This window comes from Hyphomonas sp. (assembly GCF_046313735.1).
Classification (GTDB): Bacteria; Pseudomonadota; Alphaproteobacteria; order Caulobacterales; family Hyphomonadaceae; genus Hyphomonas.
Genome location: NZ_JBKBXW010000005.1, coordinates 75294 through 91069 on the forward strand (window position 1 = coordinate 75294; position 15776 = coordinate 91069).

Sequence of the window (15776 nt, forward strand, 5' to 3'; positions counted from 1 at the left end):
TCAGCCAAAAACCTCCGTCAGGAACGTCTTGAGGTAGGCGAAGCTGCGGCGGTCGGCATCGGCGTCATACACCGTGCCCATCTCCTTGTTGTTCGCGCCCTGCGTCGTGAACGAGTGATAAGCCCGGCCATGCGCGTGCAGCTGCCAGTCGGCGCCCTCGAACTCCTTCGCAATCGCCAGCACGTCCTGCGGCTGCGCCATCGGGTCCAGCCAGCCATGCTCGATCAGCACCTTCGCCGTGATCTTCGGCTGAGGGATATTCTCCGCCGGCCGGAACAGGCCATGGAAAGAAGCCACGCCCAGCACATCCTGGTTCGCGCGCGCCATGTCCAGCACGCAAAGTCCGCCAAAACAGAACCCGATGGCCGCCGCCTTTGAGCCATCTACGCCCGGCTGCGCCTTTGCCGCCATCAGCCCGCCGGCGAGGCGTTTCTGCAGTTCTGCCCGGTCGCCCACCAGAGGGTTCATCAGCGCCTGGTTCTCTTCCACCGTCGTGCCGCGCTTGCCCTTCCCATAAACGTCCACTGCGAACGCTGCATAGCCGAACTCTTTCGCGATGATCGCAGCCTTCTGCTTCTCGTTCTCGCCGAGGCCCGCCCATGCGTGCGCAATCACCACCACCGGCACATTCGACTTGCCGTCCGGCATTACCAGCCAGCCCTCATAGGTCTGGCCATCCACTGTATATTCAACAGCGCTCATCGGTCTCTCCTCTGGTTTCTGCTCCAGTTGGATAGAGGCCTTCCGCCGCGGGATTCAAGCGCTCAAGCCGCGATTAGTATGCGCTTTCTAGACTTTTTCCCTATCTCGGCTCGCATGGAACAAGCTGCCAGGGAGACCAACATGGCAAAGACCAAAGCAAAGACCGCAACCCGCGCCAAGGCGCAGGCCACCGGCAAGGCAGTCGAGGCCCAGTCGGCCGAACTCGCCTACAAGATCTGGCTCGCCGGCGTCGGTGCCTATGGCAAGGCCTACGACACGGCCCTCGCCAGCGCGACTGTCGTGAACAAGCAGTCTGCCGAGCTCTTCGAAGACCTCGTCAAGCGCGGCGCGGAAATCGAGAAGGACGTGCGGGGCCGCCTCTCGGCTGACGAGCGCCTGAACCGCGCTTCGGGCCGTATGTCGAAAGCCGTGGAGGCTGCCCGCGATGCCCAGGCGAAAGCCCGCGACCAGTTCGAGGCCCGTATGGAACGGATGCGCGGCCTGCTCGGCGTCAAGGGTCTCGACACCGCGCGCGAAGCGTTCGCCCGCCGCGTCGACAAACTTGAAGACGAAGTGGCCGGCGTCGCCGCCAAGGCCCGCACCGCAGCCGGTGACGTTCACCTGAAAGCCCGCCTCGCCCGCCTCACGGCGGAGATCGAAGCTGTCGCCGCCGAAACCGGCGCCGATGTCGCCAAAACCGCAAAGCGCGCCGCAAAGCGCGTCAGCAAGGTGGCCAAGGCCGTCACCGCACCGGTCGAAGGCCCGGACGACCTGACCCAGATCAAGGGTCTCGGCCCGGCCATGGCGAAAAAGCTGAACGAGAAGGGCATCACCCGTTTCGCTCAGATCGCCGCGCTGAAGAAGGCAGAGCTCGAAGCCCTCGACGCCGAAATCGGCGCTCGTGGCCGCGTGCTGAAAAACAACTGGGCCGGCCAGGCGAAAACACTCGCAGGCTAAGCCCGAACGACACTGAGCGGGCCGGACATGTTCCGGCCCGTCTTGCCCCTGGCTTCAGCTGCGGGCCGTTTCGAGGTGGCGGATCATCGCGCCCAGCGCCGCTGGCCCCGCCTCGCCCATGTAAGGAACGATCAGGCACATCACCTGGTACACTGTCTGGTGGATCAGGTCTGGCCCGTCATGCGTCTCGCGCGAGAGCGCGTCACCGGCGAGCCAGAAGGTCAGTGTCGTGAGGATCTGGTCTGTCAGAGGGCCTTTGAGGCGCGCATCAATCTCGATCAGGCCCAGCTTCTCAAGGTCGCCGACAATGCGCAGGATCGCCTGCCTCTGCTCGGCCACCAGCGCCCGGAACCGGGCCCCGAGATCGGGATACCGGCCGACAAGGCCGGCGAGATCCCGGTAGAAGAACCGGAAGTCGTAAATCTCCTCAAGGAGGATGTAGATATAGACCCAATTGTCCTCGATCGAGGCCACATGCCCGCTCGACCCCCGGAGGATGACCCGCATCTCTTCCTCGAACCGGTCGAACAGAGCCCGGATGATCGCGTCCTTGCCCTTGAAGTGATAGTAAAGATTACCGGGGCTTATCTCCAGCGCATTCGCAATATCGACCGAGGATAGCTGCGCCTCGCCCTCTTCATTGAAGAGAACAAGGCTCACATGCAGGATGCGGTCGCGCGTTTTCATGGCCAGAGCTTCAGTTTGACAGGAAAAACTGACTGTGAAACGAATTCTGGCACAGAAATTACCCATCAATCTTTGCTGAAACGCAAGATAAAAGGGTTAATAACCGGCGCCGTGCCCCCTCCGGGCTGGGACGGCCGGCGAGAGGGGAGGAGAGGAACCATGGCGTCACCCGAGGACGAAATCGCCCGCAATGCGGCTATGAACACGACGGCGCTGAACCCGCTGCTCGGCGGCATCAACCGTCAGGAACTGCTCGGCGCCGTCACGATGATGCTGCGCTCGACCATGACCAACCCGGTGACTACCGCCCGGGCCATGCGCAAGATCGCTGCGGAGAACACCGAGATCCTCCTCGGCAAGTCCGCCCGCTCGGCTGACCCCAAGGACCGCCGCTTCAAGGATCCCGCCTGGCAGCACAACCCGTTCTACAAGCGCGGGATGCAGGCCTATCTCGCCACCCAGGAACACCTCAATGACTGGGTCAGCGAAGTGAAGATGGGCGAGCTTGAGCACGCCCGCGCCAAATTCGTCATGGGCATGATCACCGACGCGCTGGCGCCCACCAACACGCTGATCGGCAATCCGGCTGCCACCAAGCGCATCGTCGATTCCGGCGGCCTGTCGCTGCTGAAAGGCATGAAGAACCTTTATGACGACCTGACCAAGAATGGCGGCCTGCCGGCCCAGGTCGACAAGCGCCCCTTCAAGGTTGGCGAGAACCTTGCGACCTCCAAAGGCGCGGTGATCTGGAAGAACGAGATGCTGGAGCTGATCCAGTATCAGCCGCTGACCGAAAAGGTCTACCGCACTCCGATCCTGATCATCCCCCCACAGATCAATAAATTCTACGCCATGGACCTCACCCCTATGGTGTCGATGGTTCAGTTCCTGCTCGCGATGGAGCAGCAGGTCTTCGTCATCTCCTGGCGCAATCCGACGAAGAAGCACGCTCATTGGGGAATGTCCGATTACATCGACAGCCTTCTGCAGGCGAGCGAAGTCATCCGCCAGGTGACGAAATCGGCGAAGATCAACGTCTCCGGCGCATGCTCTGGCGGCATCACAACTGCCACCTTCGCCAGCCTCCTCGCTGCCGCCGGCGACAAGCGCATCAATTCGCTGACCTTCATGGTCTGCGTCCTCAATCCGCAGCGGGAAGACAGCGATATTGGCCAGATCGCCTCCGATGGCAGCCTCGAGATTGCGCGCAAGATGTCAAAGATGCGGGGCATCCTGAAGGGCGACGACCTTGCCCGGATGTTTGCCTGGATGCGCCCGAACGACCTTGTCTGGAACTATGTCGTCAACAATTACCTGATGGGCGAAGATCCTCCGCCTTATGACGTTCTGTTCTGGAACAATGATACGACGAACCTGCCGGCGCAGCTGCATTCGGACTATCTCGACATTGCCCTGCATCAGCCCTTTGACCGTCCGGGCGAGGTTGAAGTGGCGGGCCACCTCGCTGACCTTACCAAGATCAAGGCCGATGCCTTCGTTGTGGCCGGCGTCACCGATCACATCACGCCCTGGAAGGCCTGCTACCGCACACCGGGCCTGCTCGGCTCGAAGAATGTGGAGTTCATCCTCTCTTCCAGCGGCCATCTGCGATCCCTCATCAACCCGCCGGGTAATCCGAAGGCGAAGTATTACCGCAACACGGAAATCAGGCCGACGCCGGATGAATGGGCTGCGACCGCAACTGAGCAGTCTGGCTCCTGGTGGCCGCTCTGGGGCGAATGGCTGAAGGCCCGCGCCGGAAAGCAGAAGCCCGCGCCCAAAGCCTTGGGCAATGAAGCCTTCCCGCCTATCTATGCGGCCCCCGGCCGATATGTCTTCAACGACTAGGCCCAGCACCGGACTCCGCCCGAACATGCCACAACTCCTCCGCACGCCCGATATCAAGGTGCAGGATATCGATGGGATCACCCTGCGCGCCGCACACTGGCCGGTCCGGGGCGCGCACGCAGGGCCGCCGCTGCTGTTCTTCAATGGCATCGGCGCCAACATGGAACTCGCTTTCGGCCTCGGTGACATGTTCCCGGACCGCGAGATACTCACCCTCGACGTGCCCGGTGTCGGCCTCAGCCCGGTCACACAGTGGCCCTACCGCCACTGGATGCTCGCCCGCTGGATCCGCAAGCTCGCTGATCTCTATGGCATCGGCGAGATGGATGTGATGGGCGTGTCCTGGGGCGGCGCGCTCGCCCAGCAATTTGCCTTCCAGTACCGCACCCGCGTGCGCCGGCTCATCCTGTGCGCAACCACCGCCGGCATGACGATGGTTCCCGGGCGCCCGGCTTCGCTGTCAAAAATGGCTGACACGCGCCGCTATACCGATCCGGATTTCATGCGCGAGAACTTCGCCCAACTCTATGGCGACATGGCTGATCCGTCCTCGGATGGTCATATCGAGCGCCTCCTGCCGCCCGATCCCAAAGGCTATCTCTATCAGCTGCTCGCCTTCGCGGGATGGTCCAGCCTGCCTTTCATCCGTTTCCTGAAGATGCCGTCGCTGGTCATCATGGGCGACGCTGACTCCATCGTTCCGCTGGCGAACGGCCACATCCTCAACTTCGCCCTGCCGGATGCCCGCCTTCATGTCATCGAAGGCGGCGGCCACCTTTTCCTCGTCACCCGCGCTGCCGAAACCGCTGGAATCATACAGGGCTTCTTCAACGAAACCGAATCCGCCGCCGCCCACGCGGCCTGAACTTCCTTTACTGCTTCAGGGTGTTTCGTCACGCCTGATGGCCGGCAGGCCATCTGGGCGCCCATCTCCTGCCGTATCCGTTGCGCGGAGCCGAGTTGTCTGGAGATAGGCACCCAGATGCGCGCGCGCGCATCGGGTGTGACGAACGCGGGGGTGCAGGAAGCCCCGCAACCCTACTCGTTCATCAGCCGCTCGGCTGCGGCCTGCACTGCACTGTAATCGACCTTGCCAGTGCCGAGTACCGGCACCTCCCCGATCCTGAATACCCGTCTCGGTACGGATATTTCCGGCACGCCGTGGCTCTGCGCCCAGCTGAGGATCGGATCGCGCGTTGCATTGGGCGCGTCGGTCAGCAGGATGACCTGTTCGCCCTTTTTCGGGTCGGGCAGGGTGACAGCCGCATGCATGTTGTCCGGCCACACGGCGGCTGCGCAATTCTCCACCACCGCCAGCGACACCATTTCCCCGCCGATTTTCGCAAACCGCTTCACGCGGCCCATGATGCGGATAAAGCCGTCCTGATCGATCGAAACGATATCACCTGTATCGTGCCAGCCGCCGGGCAGCTTCTCGATCACGCCGGGGTTCGATGCGCGCAGGTAGCCCAGCATCACATTCGGCCCGCGGATCAACAGCCGCCCACCCTCGGGAATCCCTTCCACCGGCACCAGTTTCGATTCCATATCCGACATCAAGAGGCCGACCGTCCCCGGACGGTTATTCTCCCACTTGTTCGCAGCCACGACCGGCGAAGCCTCCGTCGCGCCATAGCCCTCCAGGATTTCGATCTCGAACTTCCGGCGCACATAGGCGCGCGTCTCGTCCTTCACGCGCTCGGCGCCGCAGACTGCGAGGCGGATGGAGTTGAGGTCGCCACCGCTCGCCGTGCGCGCATATTGCGAAATGAACGTGTCCGTCGCCAGCAGGATCGTCGCCTTGCTCTCCTTGATGCGGCGGATGATTTCTTTCGGCTGCAGCGGGGAGGGGTGGAACAACACCTTGATGCCCGCAATCAGCGGCAACACCGCGCCCACCGTCAGCCCGAAGCAATGGAAGGTCGGCAGAGGGTTGAACAACACATCCGTATCCGGACCAAGCCCGATATGCGCGCGCACCTGCTCGACATTCGCCATCACATTCTCATGGCTCAGCACGACGCCCTTCGGCTCGCCTTCAGTGCCCGAAGTGAAGAGGATCACGCCCGGCTTCTTGTGTCCCGGCCGCGCCGCCACCATCCCCGGCAGCAGGCTGCCCGCCACCGCCGTCAGCTTGTTGCCGAGCGAGAGCCCCTCGCGCACATCCTCAAGATAGATGATCTCCGCCGCCTTGCTCAGGTCCGCGATCAACGTCTCCAGCCCGCCGAGCTCCACGAATTTGTGCGCCGTGATGATGCGTGTCACATTCGCCGCCTTCATCGCGGCTTTCAGGTTCTTGGAGCCTGCCGTGAAGTTCAGCATCGCTGGCACGCGCCCGAACGCACTCAGCGCAAAGAATGCGATCACCGCGCCCGCGCCCGTCGGCAGCATGACGCCGACCGCATCGCCCTTTTTCGTGCCCTTTTTCAGGGCCGAGCCGAGCGCAAAGCTCGCCCGGATGATTTCCTTGTAGGAGAGCTCCCGTTCGTCCCCATCGACGATGATCGTCCTACCGGGGCCAAATTCGCGCGAGGCGCGAATCAGGGCTGAAAACAGGTCCGTATGGGTTCGCTTCGGCCGATAGGCCAGCGGCGCCGGCACGAGTGGCTGGAGGGATTGCTGCATGGAGTTCCGCCCTGATTGTGTCTCGAGTCTGCGCATTTTTGTAATATTCTGTCATCTCGTGGCAATCCTGCAACACAAATTGCCAGTCCCGGCGCCCCGCCCGGCTCTCCCGCGCATGGCTCGTCTACGCCCCAGCCCGCTTGATGGAATCTCCGCGCCGGGCCATTTAGAGGGTCATGGCCAACCTCATCGACACCCGCTCCGGGCCCCAGCGCCCCCGCCACCCCGAAAAGCAGGGCCGGCCGGACACGCCCTTCCTGCGCAAGCCGGACTGGATCCGCGTCAAGGCGCCGACCTCCAGCGGCTATGCCGCTACCCGGGAGATCGTGAAGTCGAACGGCCTCGTAACCGTCTGCGAGGAGGCCGGCTGCCCGAATATCGGCGAGTGCTGGGACAAGAAGCACGCCACGATGATGATCCTCGGCGATGTCTGCACGCGGGCCTGCTCCTTCTGTAATGTCGCCACCGGCAAGCCCAAGCCCGGCGTTGATGCGGACGAGCCCCGCCGTGTCGGCGCGGCTGTCGCCCAGATGGGCCTCTCCCATGTCGTCATCACCTCGGTGGACCGTGACGACCTCGAAGACGGCGGTGCGATGCACTTCGTCCACACGATCGAGGCGATCCGCGCCGCCGCCCCCGGCACGACTATCGAGATCCTGACGCCCGATTTCCTGCGCAAGGATGGCTGGGAAAACCGCGTCATCGATGCACGGCCGGATGTGTTCAACCACAATCTCGAAACCGTCCCGCGCCTCTACCTCTCCATCCGCCCCGGCGCGCGCTACTTCCACTCCCTCCGCCTCCTGCAGAAGGTGAAGGAGCGCGACCCTTCCCAGTTCACCAAGTCCGGGCTGATGGTGGGCCTCGGCGAAACCAAGGAAGAGGTGATGCAGGTGATGGACGACATGCGCTCCGCCGGCGTCGATTTCATTACCATCGGCCAGTACCTGCAGCCGACCCGCAAGCACGCCGCCATCGACCGGTTCGTCACGCCCGACGAGTTCAAGGCCTATGAGGAAATCGCCCGCGCCAAGGGCTTCCTGATGGTCTCGGCCAGCCCGCTGACGCGATCTTCGCATCACGCGGGCGAGGATTTCGAGCGCCTGCGCGCCGCGCGTGAAGCCATGCTCGCCGCCGCTTCCCGCTGAGGTATGCCGCGCTTCACCAAGACCCTGCGCGTGCCCTACCGGCCGGACCAGTGCTTTGCGCTCGTCTCGGATATTGCAAGCTATCCGCGCTTCATCCGCTGGATCACGGCGCTGCGCGTCTCAGAGCAGCGCGAGATCAGCCCGGGTGTGAATGAATGCCTCGGCGATGTCCGCGTCGGCTTCAAGGGGTTCACCGAACGCTTCTCCACCCGCGTCGTTGCCGATGAGCCGGCCTCCCGGGTCACTGCCGCGCTGGTATCAGGCCCGTTCCGCAAGCTCTTTGCCGAATGGCGGATCACTGAAAGCGTTGCCGGGGCCTCGGACGTGTCCCTGACAATCGACTACGAATTCAAGAACCCCATCATCGGCTTCCTCGCCGCCGCCAATCACGACCTTGCGGTGGACCGCATCCTGAACGCTTTCCTCGAAGAAGCACGCCGCCGCTACACGGCCACGGCCTGACGTCCGGCGCCGGGGCAGGGGCTCATCCGCAGGGCTGGCCGTCCTCGCGCGCGCCGGAGACGCGGCAGTGCCACTCCGGATACTCGCTTTCGAGCAACTTTGCGGGCCAGTTCCCATACCAGCTGTAACCGGTGCGCCGTTCGGGATGAACCTGATCATACCGCTCGACCCGGATCCCGTCGCGATTGGCCAGAACCACTGAATTGTCCTCAAGATCATAGAACCTTGCCCAAAGGGGCGGGGCCTCCGGATCCGGCGTCAGCCGCCGGTCAGACCTTGTATTGTGGAATGTGTATTCCGCTTCAGCTTCGAGCGGGACGGTCTCAAGCCGGACACCTTCGATGGCTGAAGTCCGGAGCCACTCAGCCGCAGCCTCAATGCTGGCAATCATCTCCGGAGATGGTTCAGCAATCGACATCAGGTATCGCAGGATTTCGACTGTTTCCTCCGAGACGATCGCGGGCAGTTCAAAACTCCGCCCACCCACTGGCGCAAGGGTCTCAGGATCATACTGCCCGGCCCAGCCGGTCAGGCGGCCAGCCTTACGCACCTGCAGCCGCAGGAGGCAGTCTTCGCCGCGAGCAAGCGCCGCCTGGGAAGCGGCGCGCAGGTCAGCATCGATGATATCCAGCGGAGGGATGCCTTCGGCGATACTGCGGAGCAGGGTGAGCGGGCCCGAAAAAACCTCGTCTGCAACCGTGATCCGCCCCTGATAGGCCGAAGCTGCAGGCACTGAATGGGGCCAGCCGCCACAGTTTTCGAACTGGTGGTTCAGCAGGTAGCGCAGGCCCGCTTCCGCCCCGGCTTTGTAGCGCGCATCGCCTGTCAGGGCGAAGGCGCCGGCAAGGTATTCGATCTGCGGATAGACATTGCGATTATCGAAACTGCCACGCGCATCCTTCTTCTCACCAATGAATGCAGCTTCTGCCTCAGGCGACAACACTTTCAGGGGATCCAGATTCTCGATCCAGCCTCCATGATCGCGTTGCATGATCAGGAGGTTGTCAGCGATAGCCGTTACATCGTCCACCGCGTGCCGGGGATAGTCCGCGTCACGCTTCAACTGCCAGTGATGAATTGCATCTCTGAAACCGTCGAGCGCCGGTGCCTGGGCCTGAGCGCCCGCTGCGCCTGCAAGCAAAGGGCAAGTCGCAGCTACCATAACCCTCAGCCATCCTGCCATTTTGTTCATTGTCGCCAACCCTGCCTCGGCCAATTGCGGCCTGTCCGCTTCAAGGTAATGCTACCGGTGTCATTCGGTCAATCCCGCCTGTGGGAAGGGTCAGGGCAGTGGTCGCTGGCGTCGCCAAAGGGTTAGCGGGTTCTTAAGAAACTCATGGGATTTTTGCTTAATCACGGAGCAAGGAAGTTGCGGCAAACGGGCGGTCTGGCGGGCGCGTCGGGGTCTTTGCGTGTCGCGGAAGCGTTTCGTGGTGCCAGACATTCTTGCGAACAATGATGGAGAGAACCCGTGTCGCAAATTGCTTATGTGATGTCCTGCGAAATCCTGTGCGGCGAAGGCAGCGATGGCGACCTCGAAGGCATCGAGCGCGCTTACCTGCTGGTCGGTGTTCACGCGGCCAATGAAGACGAGGCGATGGCGAAGATCGAGGAGTCGTTCGAGGAAGAAGGCTATGCGCTGGTCGAGGCAGACTGGATCTCGCCGGCGGCGGAAGTCGAGTGGACCGATGCCGAGGGCGAAGCCGAAGGCAAGGACCTGATCGCGCGGATGGCGATGATCCCAGACGAGGTCGTCTACGGGCCGCTCTACGACGCTGACGATGTCGAGGAGATCGACGAGGCGGCCTGAGCGGGCCCTACCTTTACGGTTTTGCGAAGCGAAAAGAAAGCGGCCACTCCGGTTGGGGAGTGGCCGCTTTTTAGTTTGCACAAGACCCTCACCTCTCATTAGCGAAGCAATGGGAAGTGAGGGCAGCCATGCGGGTTACTTGCCCTTCCAGACCGGCGCGCGTTTTTCGATGAACGCTTTCGGGCCTTCCTTGAAGTCTTCGGTGCCGACGATGCTGGCGAAGGCGGTGCCGGAGTCCTTCCAGAGTTCGTCATCAGTCTTCGAGGTTGCGTTCATGGCGACCGCGCGGCTGGCTTTAACCGCGAGGGGCGCATTGGCGGTGATGCGGGCGGCGAGCTTTTCGGCCTCGGTCATCACGTCTGCTTCGGGCACGACCTTGTTGACCATGCCGAGCTCATAGGCGCGCTGCGAGGAGAGCGGGTCGCCCGTCAGGATCGCTTCGAGGGCGACGGCCCGGCCGATCTGGCGGGGCAGGCGGAAGAGGCCGCCGGCACCGGCGACGAGCGAGCGCTTGACTTCCGGCAGGCCGAAATTGGTGTCGTCGGCGGCAATGATCATGTCGCAGGACAGCGCGATTTCCGTGCCGCCGGCCAGCGCCGAACCGGTGATGGCGGCGATCAGCGGCTTGGTGCGCTCGCGCCGGGCGATGCCGGCGAAGCCGCCTTTTTTCGTGGAGAGCGCCCCGCCATTGCCGGCGGAGATTTCTTTCAGGTCCGCCCCCGCGCAGAAGGCCTTGCCGACCGCTGTGAGGATGCCGACCCAGACTTCGGGGTCGTCTTCCATCTGGTCGAGCGCAGCTTCCATCGTGGCGGCCATTTCGCCATTGATGGCGTTGCGCGCCTCGGGGCGGTTCATCGTGATGATGGCAACATTGCCTTTCTTGACGTATTCGACGGGCATGGCCGGGGTCTCCCTTTGACTGGTTTGACAGGAGCTAAGAGGGTTTCCGCAACGTCGCGCAAGAACCCCTCTTGCGCGACGTTGGGGCAGGGGCGCGAGCGTGCGCGCCATGAAACTGACGCTTGATCCCGAATACGAAACCTTTCGCGAAGAGGTCGCCTCGATCCTCGCGAAGAACGCCCACCTTGCGCCGACAGCCGATGACAAGGGGTACAAGAACCCCAGACGCATCGCCTGGCAGAAGCTGCTGATCGAGAACGGGCTCGCAGCCCGCACGATCCCGAAGGAATATGGCGGCTATGGCGCGGAGCCGGATATCCTGAAGGCGCGGATCATTGCCGAAGTGTTTGCGCAGCGCCGCATCCCCGGGCCGATGGCGGGGCAGGGCATTTCGATGTTCGTCCCGACGCTGCTGGAGCTTGGTACCGAGGCGCAGAAGCAGGCTTACATCCGCCCGACAATTCACGGCGAGATGATCTGGTGCCAGGGCTATTCGGAGCCGGGCGCGGGATCCGACCTTGCCGCGCTGCGCACCAGCGCGGTGGAGGATGGCGACGACTACATCATCAACGGTTCGAAGATCTGGACCTCGACCGCGAAACAGGCCGACATGATGTTCTGCCTTGTGCGGACGGACCCTGCCGCCAAGAAGCATGAGGGCATCACCTACATCACCTTCCCAATGAATACGCCGGGCATCGAGGTGCGCCCGCTGGTCGACATGACGGGGCAGGCGAATTTCAATGAAGTGTTCTTCACGGACGTCCGTGTACCGAAGAGCGGCGTGATCGCGAAGCCGAACATGGGCTGGTATGTCGCCAACGCCACGCTGACGCATGAGCGCGGGATGCTGGGCGACCCGAACGCGACGAAGGCTCGATTGGTGGAGCTCATCGAGTTGATGAAAGCTGAGACCGTGAACGGCCAGCGCCTGATCGACAATCCGCTGCTGCGCGACCGGCTGATGAAATTGCAGGCCGAAGTCTATGCGATGCAGGCCAATGGGCTACGGATCATGACGAGCCGGCTGAAGGGCGAAGGTGCAGGGCTGGCGGGGCTGGTCGTGAAGCTGCAGGGTTGTGATCTCAACCATGAGATTGCGCGGCTTGCGATTGATGCGCTCGGCGAACTCGGCATCCTCTATGAGGAGGGCGAGCACCTGCGATCCGGGGGCAGCTGGCAGTGGCGCTACATGTATGACCTCGGCCTGATCATCGGCGGCGGCACGGCGCAGATCCAGAAGAACATCATTGCGGAACGCGGGCTGGACATGCCGCGCGAGCCGAAACCGGCCAAAGGATAATCCAGATGGAATTTGCACTGTCTGAAGACCAGCGCATGCTGCAGGATGGCGTCAGGGGCGTCCTCGCCGGGGCCGCGCCTCTGGACCGTATACGGAAGATCGCGGCGGGCGATACGGGCGAAGCAGCTGCGCTTGCCTCGGCGCTGGAGGAATTTGGTCTCTCTGCGCTGAGTGTGTCCGAGGCGGCAGGCGGGCTGGGGCTCGGCGCGCTCGAGGCGTGCCTCGTTCAGGAAGCGCTGGGCTATCATGTGGCGCCGGCGCGGTTCCTTGCGGACGCTGTGGCGGCAAAGGTATTTGCAGCGCATACGGATGTTCCGGCTGCGATTGCGTCCGGCGAGGCAAGGTTCGGCCTTGCTTTGACAGAGTTGAGCGCGCGGCGTGACGGCGCAGGCGCGGCGGTGGCCAATGGAAAGATCTCGGGCGCGGCACTTCTGGTGCAGGCAGCCGAGGGGGCGACGCATCTCATCGCCGCGGATGCCGATGGCGCGCTGCATTCCGTGGCGGCGGAGGCAACCAAGCTCTCGCCCATGCAGACGATTGACCGGACACGGAGTTTCCACAAGGCAGAGTTCAAGGATGCGCCCGTACTGATGAGCGCTGCGCCCGACGACGGCGTGCTCGCCTTCGCGCGGCTGATGGTGGCGGCTGATACGCTGGGGGCCGCGCAGGCCATGCTCGAGAAGGCGGTCGCCTATGCCAAGGAGCGCCAGCAATTCGGCCGGGTGATCGGGTCCTTCCAGGCGGTGAAACATCTGTGTGCGGAGATGGCCGCAAAGCTGGAGCCGGCGCGCGCGCTTGTCTGGCATGCAGCCCACGCGCTCGACACAGGCGACGCCGAAAGCCTCGTCATGGCGAACCTCGCCAAGGCGCACCTCGCCGAAGTCGGCACCTTCATCGCGCGGACCTCCACCGAGGTGCATGGCGGCATGGGCTTCACAGACCTTGTCGGGCTTCACTACTGGTTCAAGCGGATCGGCGTGAACCGGCAATTGTTCGGCTCTCCCGAGGCCGCGCGGGAGACGGCGGCACAGCTGCAGGGGCTCGCCGCCTGAGTTGCTGCCGAAAATACAACCAGCCCTCGAATAAAATACTTGCAGTTGATATTTTCCTTGGTTAACACTGAGAAATACACGCTGTGGTGTTAATTCGGGGCTGGGGATGCAGGAAATCCGGATCGACTATACGAGGCTCGCGCTGAGGGCGGCGGAGGCCGGCTTCCGCCAGCCGGACTTTGCCGAGTTGTCCGAGGGGCTGCGACTCGCTGAACGCCTGACCGGGCAAGCAATGGCGACGCCGCACTCGATCACCTGGATCGACAGCCTAACGGGGATGAGTGCCTGGGTGACGGGTGAGCCGGTCAATGGCGTGTTCATCGCTGTGCCACTCACGGCTGAGGGCGTAACGGCGGTTCGGGGGGGCAGTTTCATGCCCGGCTGGCCGGCGCTGGCGCATGTCTGCGAAGCGGGGGCGCCCTGTGCGGGTGTTTACATCGGCGTTTATGCGGGGGCGACCAAGGAGACGCGGCGGCGCGTGATGGGGGCGGCTGCGATTGTGCGGGTAGATATCTTCGGGCCGGTGCCATGCTTTGCGCGCGGGGCAACGGAGGACGGCAAACGCTCGATGGCTTCGCTCGGTTTCGTACCGGTGCAGGGCGCCATGTCAGACCTCTGGGCGCAGGAGCCCTTGCCAGCAATGGACGGCGCAGATGCCGGCGCAGGGGACGCGGCATGAGACGCTATCCTTCATTCGGGGAGCTGGTACTGGCCAAGCCGCTGCCGCAGGGCGCGCTCGACATGTTCTCGGCCCGCCCGGCGCGGACGCTGGAGGAGTATCAGCAGGCGATGGCGATCCGCGCGGCGGTCTACATGGCGGAGCAGGCCTGTCCGTATGAGGAGGAATATGACGGCAATGATTTTACGGGCACCCACATGGTGCTGTATGCCGGGGCGCGGCCGATCGGGACGATCCGGGTGCGTTGGTTTGCAGATTTCGCGAAGGTGGAGCGTACCTCGATCCTGCCGGCCTTCCGGGGCACGCCGGCGCTGAAGGTGCTGCTGGCCGAAACCTTTGAGATCATTGCCCGCAAGGGCTATCGCCGGGCGCTGGCTCAGATCCAGTCGCGCCTGTGGCCAACCTGGAGCCGTGTGTTCCGCTGCCGGCTGGTAGAGGAGCGTCCGGGCTTTGCCTTTTCCGGCTACTCTTATGCCGAAATGGAAATCCCCGTGCCCCGTCATCCGGCGGCGCTGAGCGTGCGGACTGACCCGCTGCAGGTGATCCGGCCGGAGGGGAACTGGGACATGCCGGGCGTGCTGGACCGGTCGGCGGACCGGCCGGTAGGCGGAGCCGAGGCGGCGTAACGCAGGATCGCGCTCGCAAAAATTGGATGACACCGGTGGTCAGGAGATGGGCCGAGGCCGTTTGCGCGGCTTGTGTTTGCGGATGAGCCGGGCCAGAAGGGCGTATTGCCGTTGAGGCAAGTTCCTTCAGACAGGTCCGGCGCAGGTGCCGGGTCCAAGCCGCCAGATGAGCTCTCCTGCCGATGACCGATATGATTGCCCGCCTCGACGCCGCTGCCAACAAGGCACCGGTCGTGCCCGTCCTTGTTGTGGAGAGCGTGTCATCGGCGGCGCCGCTGGCCGCCGCGCTGGAACAGGCGGGCGTGACGATTGCCGAAGTGACGCTGCGCACGGCGGATGGGCTGAAAGTGATTGAGGCAATGGCGAAGGCCGCGCCGGGGCTGATCGTCGGGGCCGGCACGGTGCTGACCGGGGCAGACGCTGATGCGGCGCTGTCAGCGGGGGCGGAGTTCCTTGTCTCGCCGGGAATGCCGCCGGGCCTGCGCGCGGCGCTGGCGGGGCGGGAGCACCTGGTGATCCCCGGCGTCGCGACGGCGAGCGAGGCAATGGCGCGGCATGAAGAAGGCTTCCGGCGGCTGAAGCTGTTCCCGGCGGCGGTGGCGGGCGGGGTGCCGGCGCTCAAATCCCTGGCCGGGCCGCTCCCGCACCTGAAGTTCATGCCCACCGGCGGGATCACGGAAGCCGAGGTGCCCGCTTACCTGTCCCAGCCCAATGTTTTTGCGATTGGCGGCTCGTGGATTGCCAGCCCCGCTGACATCGCCGCCGGCAATTGGGGCCGGATCAGCGAGATTGCCGGCCGGATTCTGGCGACGGCCTGACATCCTCCAGACCGGCGCGCAGTTCCCTGCACGGGCCCGGGCGGCAGCAGGTTTCCCGAAAAACAAGAAAAATAAAGACTTTGGCTTCAATGCGCCTGTCAGGTGGTATACTGTAAAGCCAAAATAAACGCCCGTTACAGAACAGTTCCCGTGTGAGGC

The 15776-nt window shown here is 63.5% G+C and carries 16 protein-coding genes; 11 read left to right on the top strand and 5 right to left on the bottom strand.

Going from position 1 to position 15776, the window contains the following annotated elements:
- Complete coding sequence (locus tag ACK4SV_RS04100; RefSeq protein WP_409916530.1) at window positions 1-702, bottom strand: dienelactone hydrolase family protein; 702 nt, start codon at window positions 700-702, stop codon at window positions 1-3.
- A gap of 141 nt (window positions 703-843) precedes the next feature.
- Between ACK4SV_RS04100 and ACK4SV_RS04105 the strand changes: the two genes are divergently transcribed.
- On the top strand, window positions 844-1659 hold the full coding sequence (locus ACK4SV_RS04105) for a phasin family protein (RefSeq protein ID WP_409916531.1): 816 nt from the start codon (window positions 844-846) through the stop codon (window positions 1657-1659).
- Between the two features lie 54 nt (window positions 1660-1713).
- Here ACK4SV_RS04105 and ACK4SV_RS04110 read toward each other — a convergent pair whose 3' ends face one another.
- A complete protein-coding gene (locus ACK4SV_RS04110; RefSeq protein WP_409916532.1) occupies window positions 1714-2346 on the bottom strand; it encodes a TetR/AcrR family transcriptional regulator in 633 nt (210 codons plus the stop codon).
- 159 nt (window positions 2347-2505) lie between these two features.
- Here ACK4SV_RS04110 and ACK4SV_RS04115 point away from each other — a divergent pair, with 159 nt between their 5' ends.
- Both ACK4SV_RS04115 and ACK4SV_RS04120 read left to right on the top strand, forming a co-directional pair.
- Window positions 2506-4194: an alpha/beta fold hydrolase gene (locus ACK4SV_RS04115; protein ID WP_409916533.1), complete on the top strand. Its 1689-nt coding sequence runs from the start codon at window positions 2506-2508 to the stop codon at window positions 4192-4194.
- 25 nt (window positions 4195-4219) lie between these two features.
- Complete coding sequence (locus ACK4SV_RS04120; protein ID WP_409916534.1) at window positions 4220-5059, top strand: alpha/beta fold hydrolase; 840 nt, start codon at window positions 4220-4222, stop codon at window positions 5057-5059.
- A 173-nt stretch (window positions 5060-5232) separates the two neighbouring features.
- On the opposite strand, the gene ACK4SV_RS04125 is transcribed toward ACK4SV_RS04120, so the two are convergent.
- Entirely contained in the window at window positions 5233-6819 is a 1587-nt protein-coding gene (locus ACK4SV_RS04125; RefSeq protein ID WP_409916535.1) for an AMP-binding protein, read from the bottom strand.
- Between the two features lie 176 nt (window positions 6820-6995).
- On the opposite strand from ACK4SV_RS04125, the gene lipA reads away from it, so the two are divergent.
- A complete protein-coding gene (gene lipA / locus ACK4SV_RS04130) occupies window positions 6996-7967 on the top strand; it encodes a lipoyl synthase (RefSeq protein WP_409916536.1) in 972 nt (323 codons plus the stop codon).
- Between the two features lie 3 nt (window positions 7968-7970).
- Window positions 7971-8429: a type II toxin-antitoxin system RatA family toxin gene (locus tag ACK4SV_RS04135; RefSeq protein WP_409916537.1), complete on the top strand. Its 459-nt coding sequence runs from the start codon at window positions 7971-7973 to the stop codon at window positions 8427-8429.
- A gap of 22 nt (window positions 8430-8451) precedes the next feature.
- Here the strand turns inward: ACK4SV_RS04135 and pelA are convergent, their stop codons facing one another.
- Window positions 8452-9492, bottom strand: coding sequence for a pectate lyase (pelA, locus tag ACK4SV_RS04140; protein ID WP_409916538.1), 1041 nt, complete (start codon window positions 9490-9492; stop codon window positions 8452-8454).
- 408 nt (window positions 9493-9900) lie between these two features.
- Between pelA and ACK4SV_RS04145 the strand changes: the two genes are divergently transcribed.
- Window positions 9901-10239 carry a hypothetical protein gene (locus ACK4SV_RS04145; protein ID WP_409916539.1) on the top strand — a complete coding sequence of 113 codons (339 nt, stop codon included), beginning with the start codon at window positions 9901-9903 and terminating at the stop codon, window positions 10237-10239.
- 135 nt (window positions 10240-10374) lie between these two features.
- Here the strand turns inward: ACK4SV_RS04145 and ACK4SV_RS04150 are convergent, their stop codons facing one another.
- Entirely contained in the window at window positions 10375-11139 is a 765-nt protein-coding gene (locus ACK4SV_RS04150) for a crotonase/enoyl-CoA hydratase family protein (protein ID WP_409916540.1), read from the bottom strand.
- A gap of 109 nt (window positions 11140-11248) precedes the next feature.
- Here ACK4SV_RS04150 and ACK4SV_RS04155 point away from each other — a divergent pair, with 109 nt between their 5' ends.
- From ACK4SV_RS04155 to eda, 5 genes are all read left to right on the top strand, one after another.
- Window positions 11249-12442: an acyl-CoA dehydrogenase family protein gene (locus tag ACK4SV_RS04155; protein WP_409916541.1), complete on the top strand. Its 1194-nt coding sequence runs from the start codon at window positions 11249-11251 to the stop codon at window positions 12440-12442.
- Window positions 12443-12447: 5 nt separating this feature from the next.
- A complete protein-coding gene (locus ACK4SV_RS04160; protein ID WP_409916542.1) occupies window positions 12448-13494 on the top strand; it encodes an acyl-CoA dehydrogenase family protein in 1047 nt (348 codons plus the stop codon).
- Between the two features lie 106 nt (window positions 13495-13600).
- The gene (locus ACK4SV_RS04165) at window positions 13601-14173 is read left to right on the top strand and encodes a hypothetical protein (RefSeq protein WP_409916543.1); all 573 of its coding nucleotides are present in this window, start codon (window positions 13601-13603) and stop codon (window positions 14171-14173) included.
- A complete protein-coding gene (locus ACK4SV_RS04170; protein ID WP_409916544.1) occupies window positions 14170-14799 on the top strand; it encodes a GNAT family N-acetyltransferase in 630 nt (209 codons plus the stop codon). The genes ACK4SV_RS04165 and ACK4SV_RS04170 overlap by 4 nt, the downstream gene beginning before the upstream one ends.
- Window positions 14800-14981: 182 nt before the next feature.
- Window positions 14982-15617, top strand: coding sequence for a bifunctional 4-hydroxy-2-oxoglutarate aldolase/2-dehydro-3-deoxy-phosphogluconate aldolase (eda, locus tag ACK4SV_RS04175; RefSeq protein ID WP_409916545.1), 636 nt, complete (start codon window positions 14982-14984; stop codon window positions 15615-15617).
- Window positions 15618-15776 lie beyond the last annotated feature (159 nt).

Excerpts from the sequence above, each read along its gene's own strand:
- ACK4SV_RS04155 (WP_409916541.1), top strand. The coding sequence starts at position 11,249 with ATGAAACTGACGCTTGATCCCGAATACGAAACCTTTCGCGAAGAGGTC.
- ACK4SV_RS04110 (WP_409916532.1), bottom strand. The coding sequence starts at position 2,346 with ATGAAAACGCGCGACCGCATCCTGCATGTGAGCCTTGTTCTCTTCAAT.
- ACK4SV_RS04120 (WP_409916534.1), top strand. The coding sequence starts at position 4,220 with ATGCCACAACTCCTCCGCACGCCCGATATCAAGGTGCAGGATATCGAT.
- eda (WP_409916545.1), top strand. The coding sequence starts at position 14,982 with ATGACCGATATGATTGCCCGCCTCGACGCCGCTGCCAACAAGGCACCG.
- ACK4SV_RS04105 (WP_409916531.1), top strand. The coding sequence starts at position 844 with ATGGCAAAGACCAAAGCAAAGACCGCAACCCGCGCCAAGGCGCAGGCC.
- ACK4SV_RS04115 (WP_409916533.1), top strand. The coding sequence starts at position 2,506 with ATGGCGTCACCCGAGGACGAAATCGCCCGCAATGCGGCTATGAACACG.
- ACK4SV_RS04100 (WP_409916530.1), bottom strand. The coding sequence starts at position 702 with ATGAGCGCTGTTGAATATACAGTGGATGGCCAGACCTATGAGGGCTGG.
- lipA (WP_409916536.1), top strand. The coding sequence starts at position 6,996 with ATGGCCAACCTCATCGACACCCGCTCCGGGCCCCAGCGCCCCCGCCAC.
- ACK4SV_RS04170 (WP_409916544.1), top strand. The coding sequence starts at position 14,170 with ATGAGACGCTATCCTTCATTCGGGGAGCTGGTACTGGCCAAGCCGCTG.
- ACK4SV_RS04165 (WP_409916543.1), top strand. The coding sequence starts at position 13,601 with ATGCAGGAAATCCGGATCGACTATACGAGGCTCGCGCTGAGGGCGGCG.
- ACK4SV_RS04125 (WP_409916535.1), bottom strand. The coding sequence starts at position 6,819 with ATGCAGCAATCCCTCCAGCCACTCGTGCCGGCGCCGCTGGCCTATCGG.
- ACK4SV_RS04150 (WP_409916540.1), bottom strand. The coding sequence starts at position 11,139 with ATGCCCGTCGAATACGTCAAGAAAGGCAATGTTGCCATCATCACGATG.
- ACK4SV_RS04160 (WP_409916542.1), top strand. The coding sequence starts at position 12,448 with ATGGAATTTGCACTGTCTGAAGACCAGCGCATGCTGCAGGATGGCGTC.
- ACK4SV_RS04135 (WP_409916537.1), top strand. The coding sequence starts at position 7,971 with ATGCCGCGCTTCACCAAGACCCTGCGCGTGCCCTACCGGCCGGACCAG.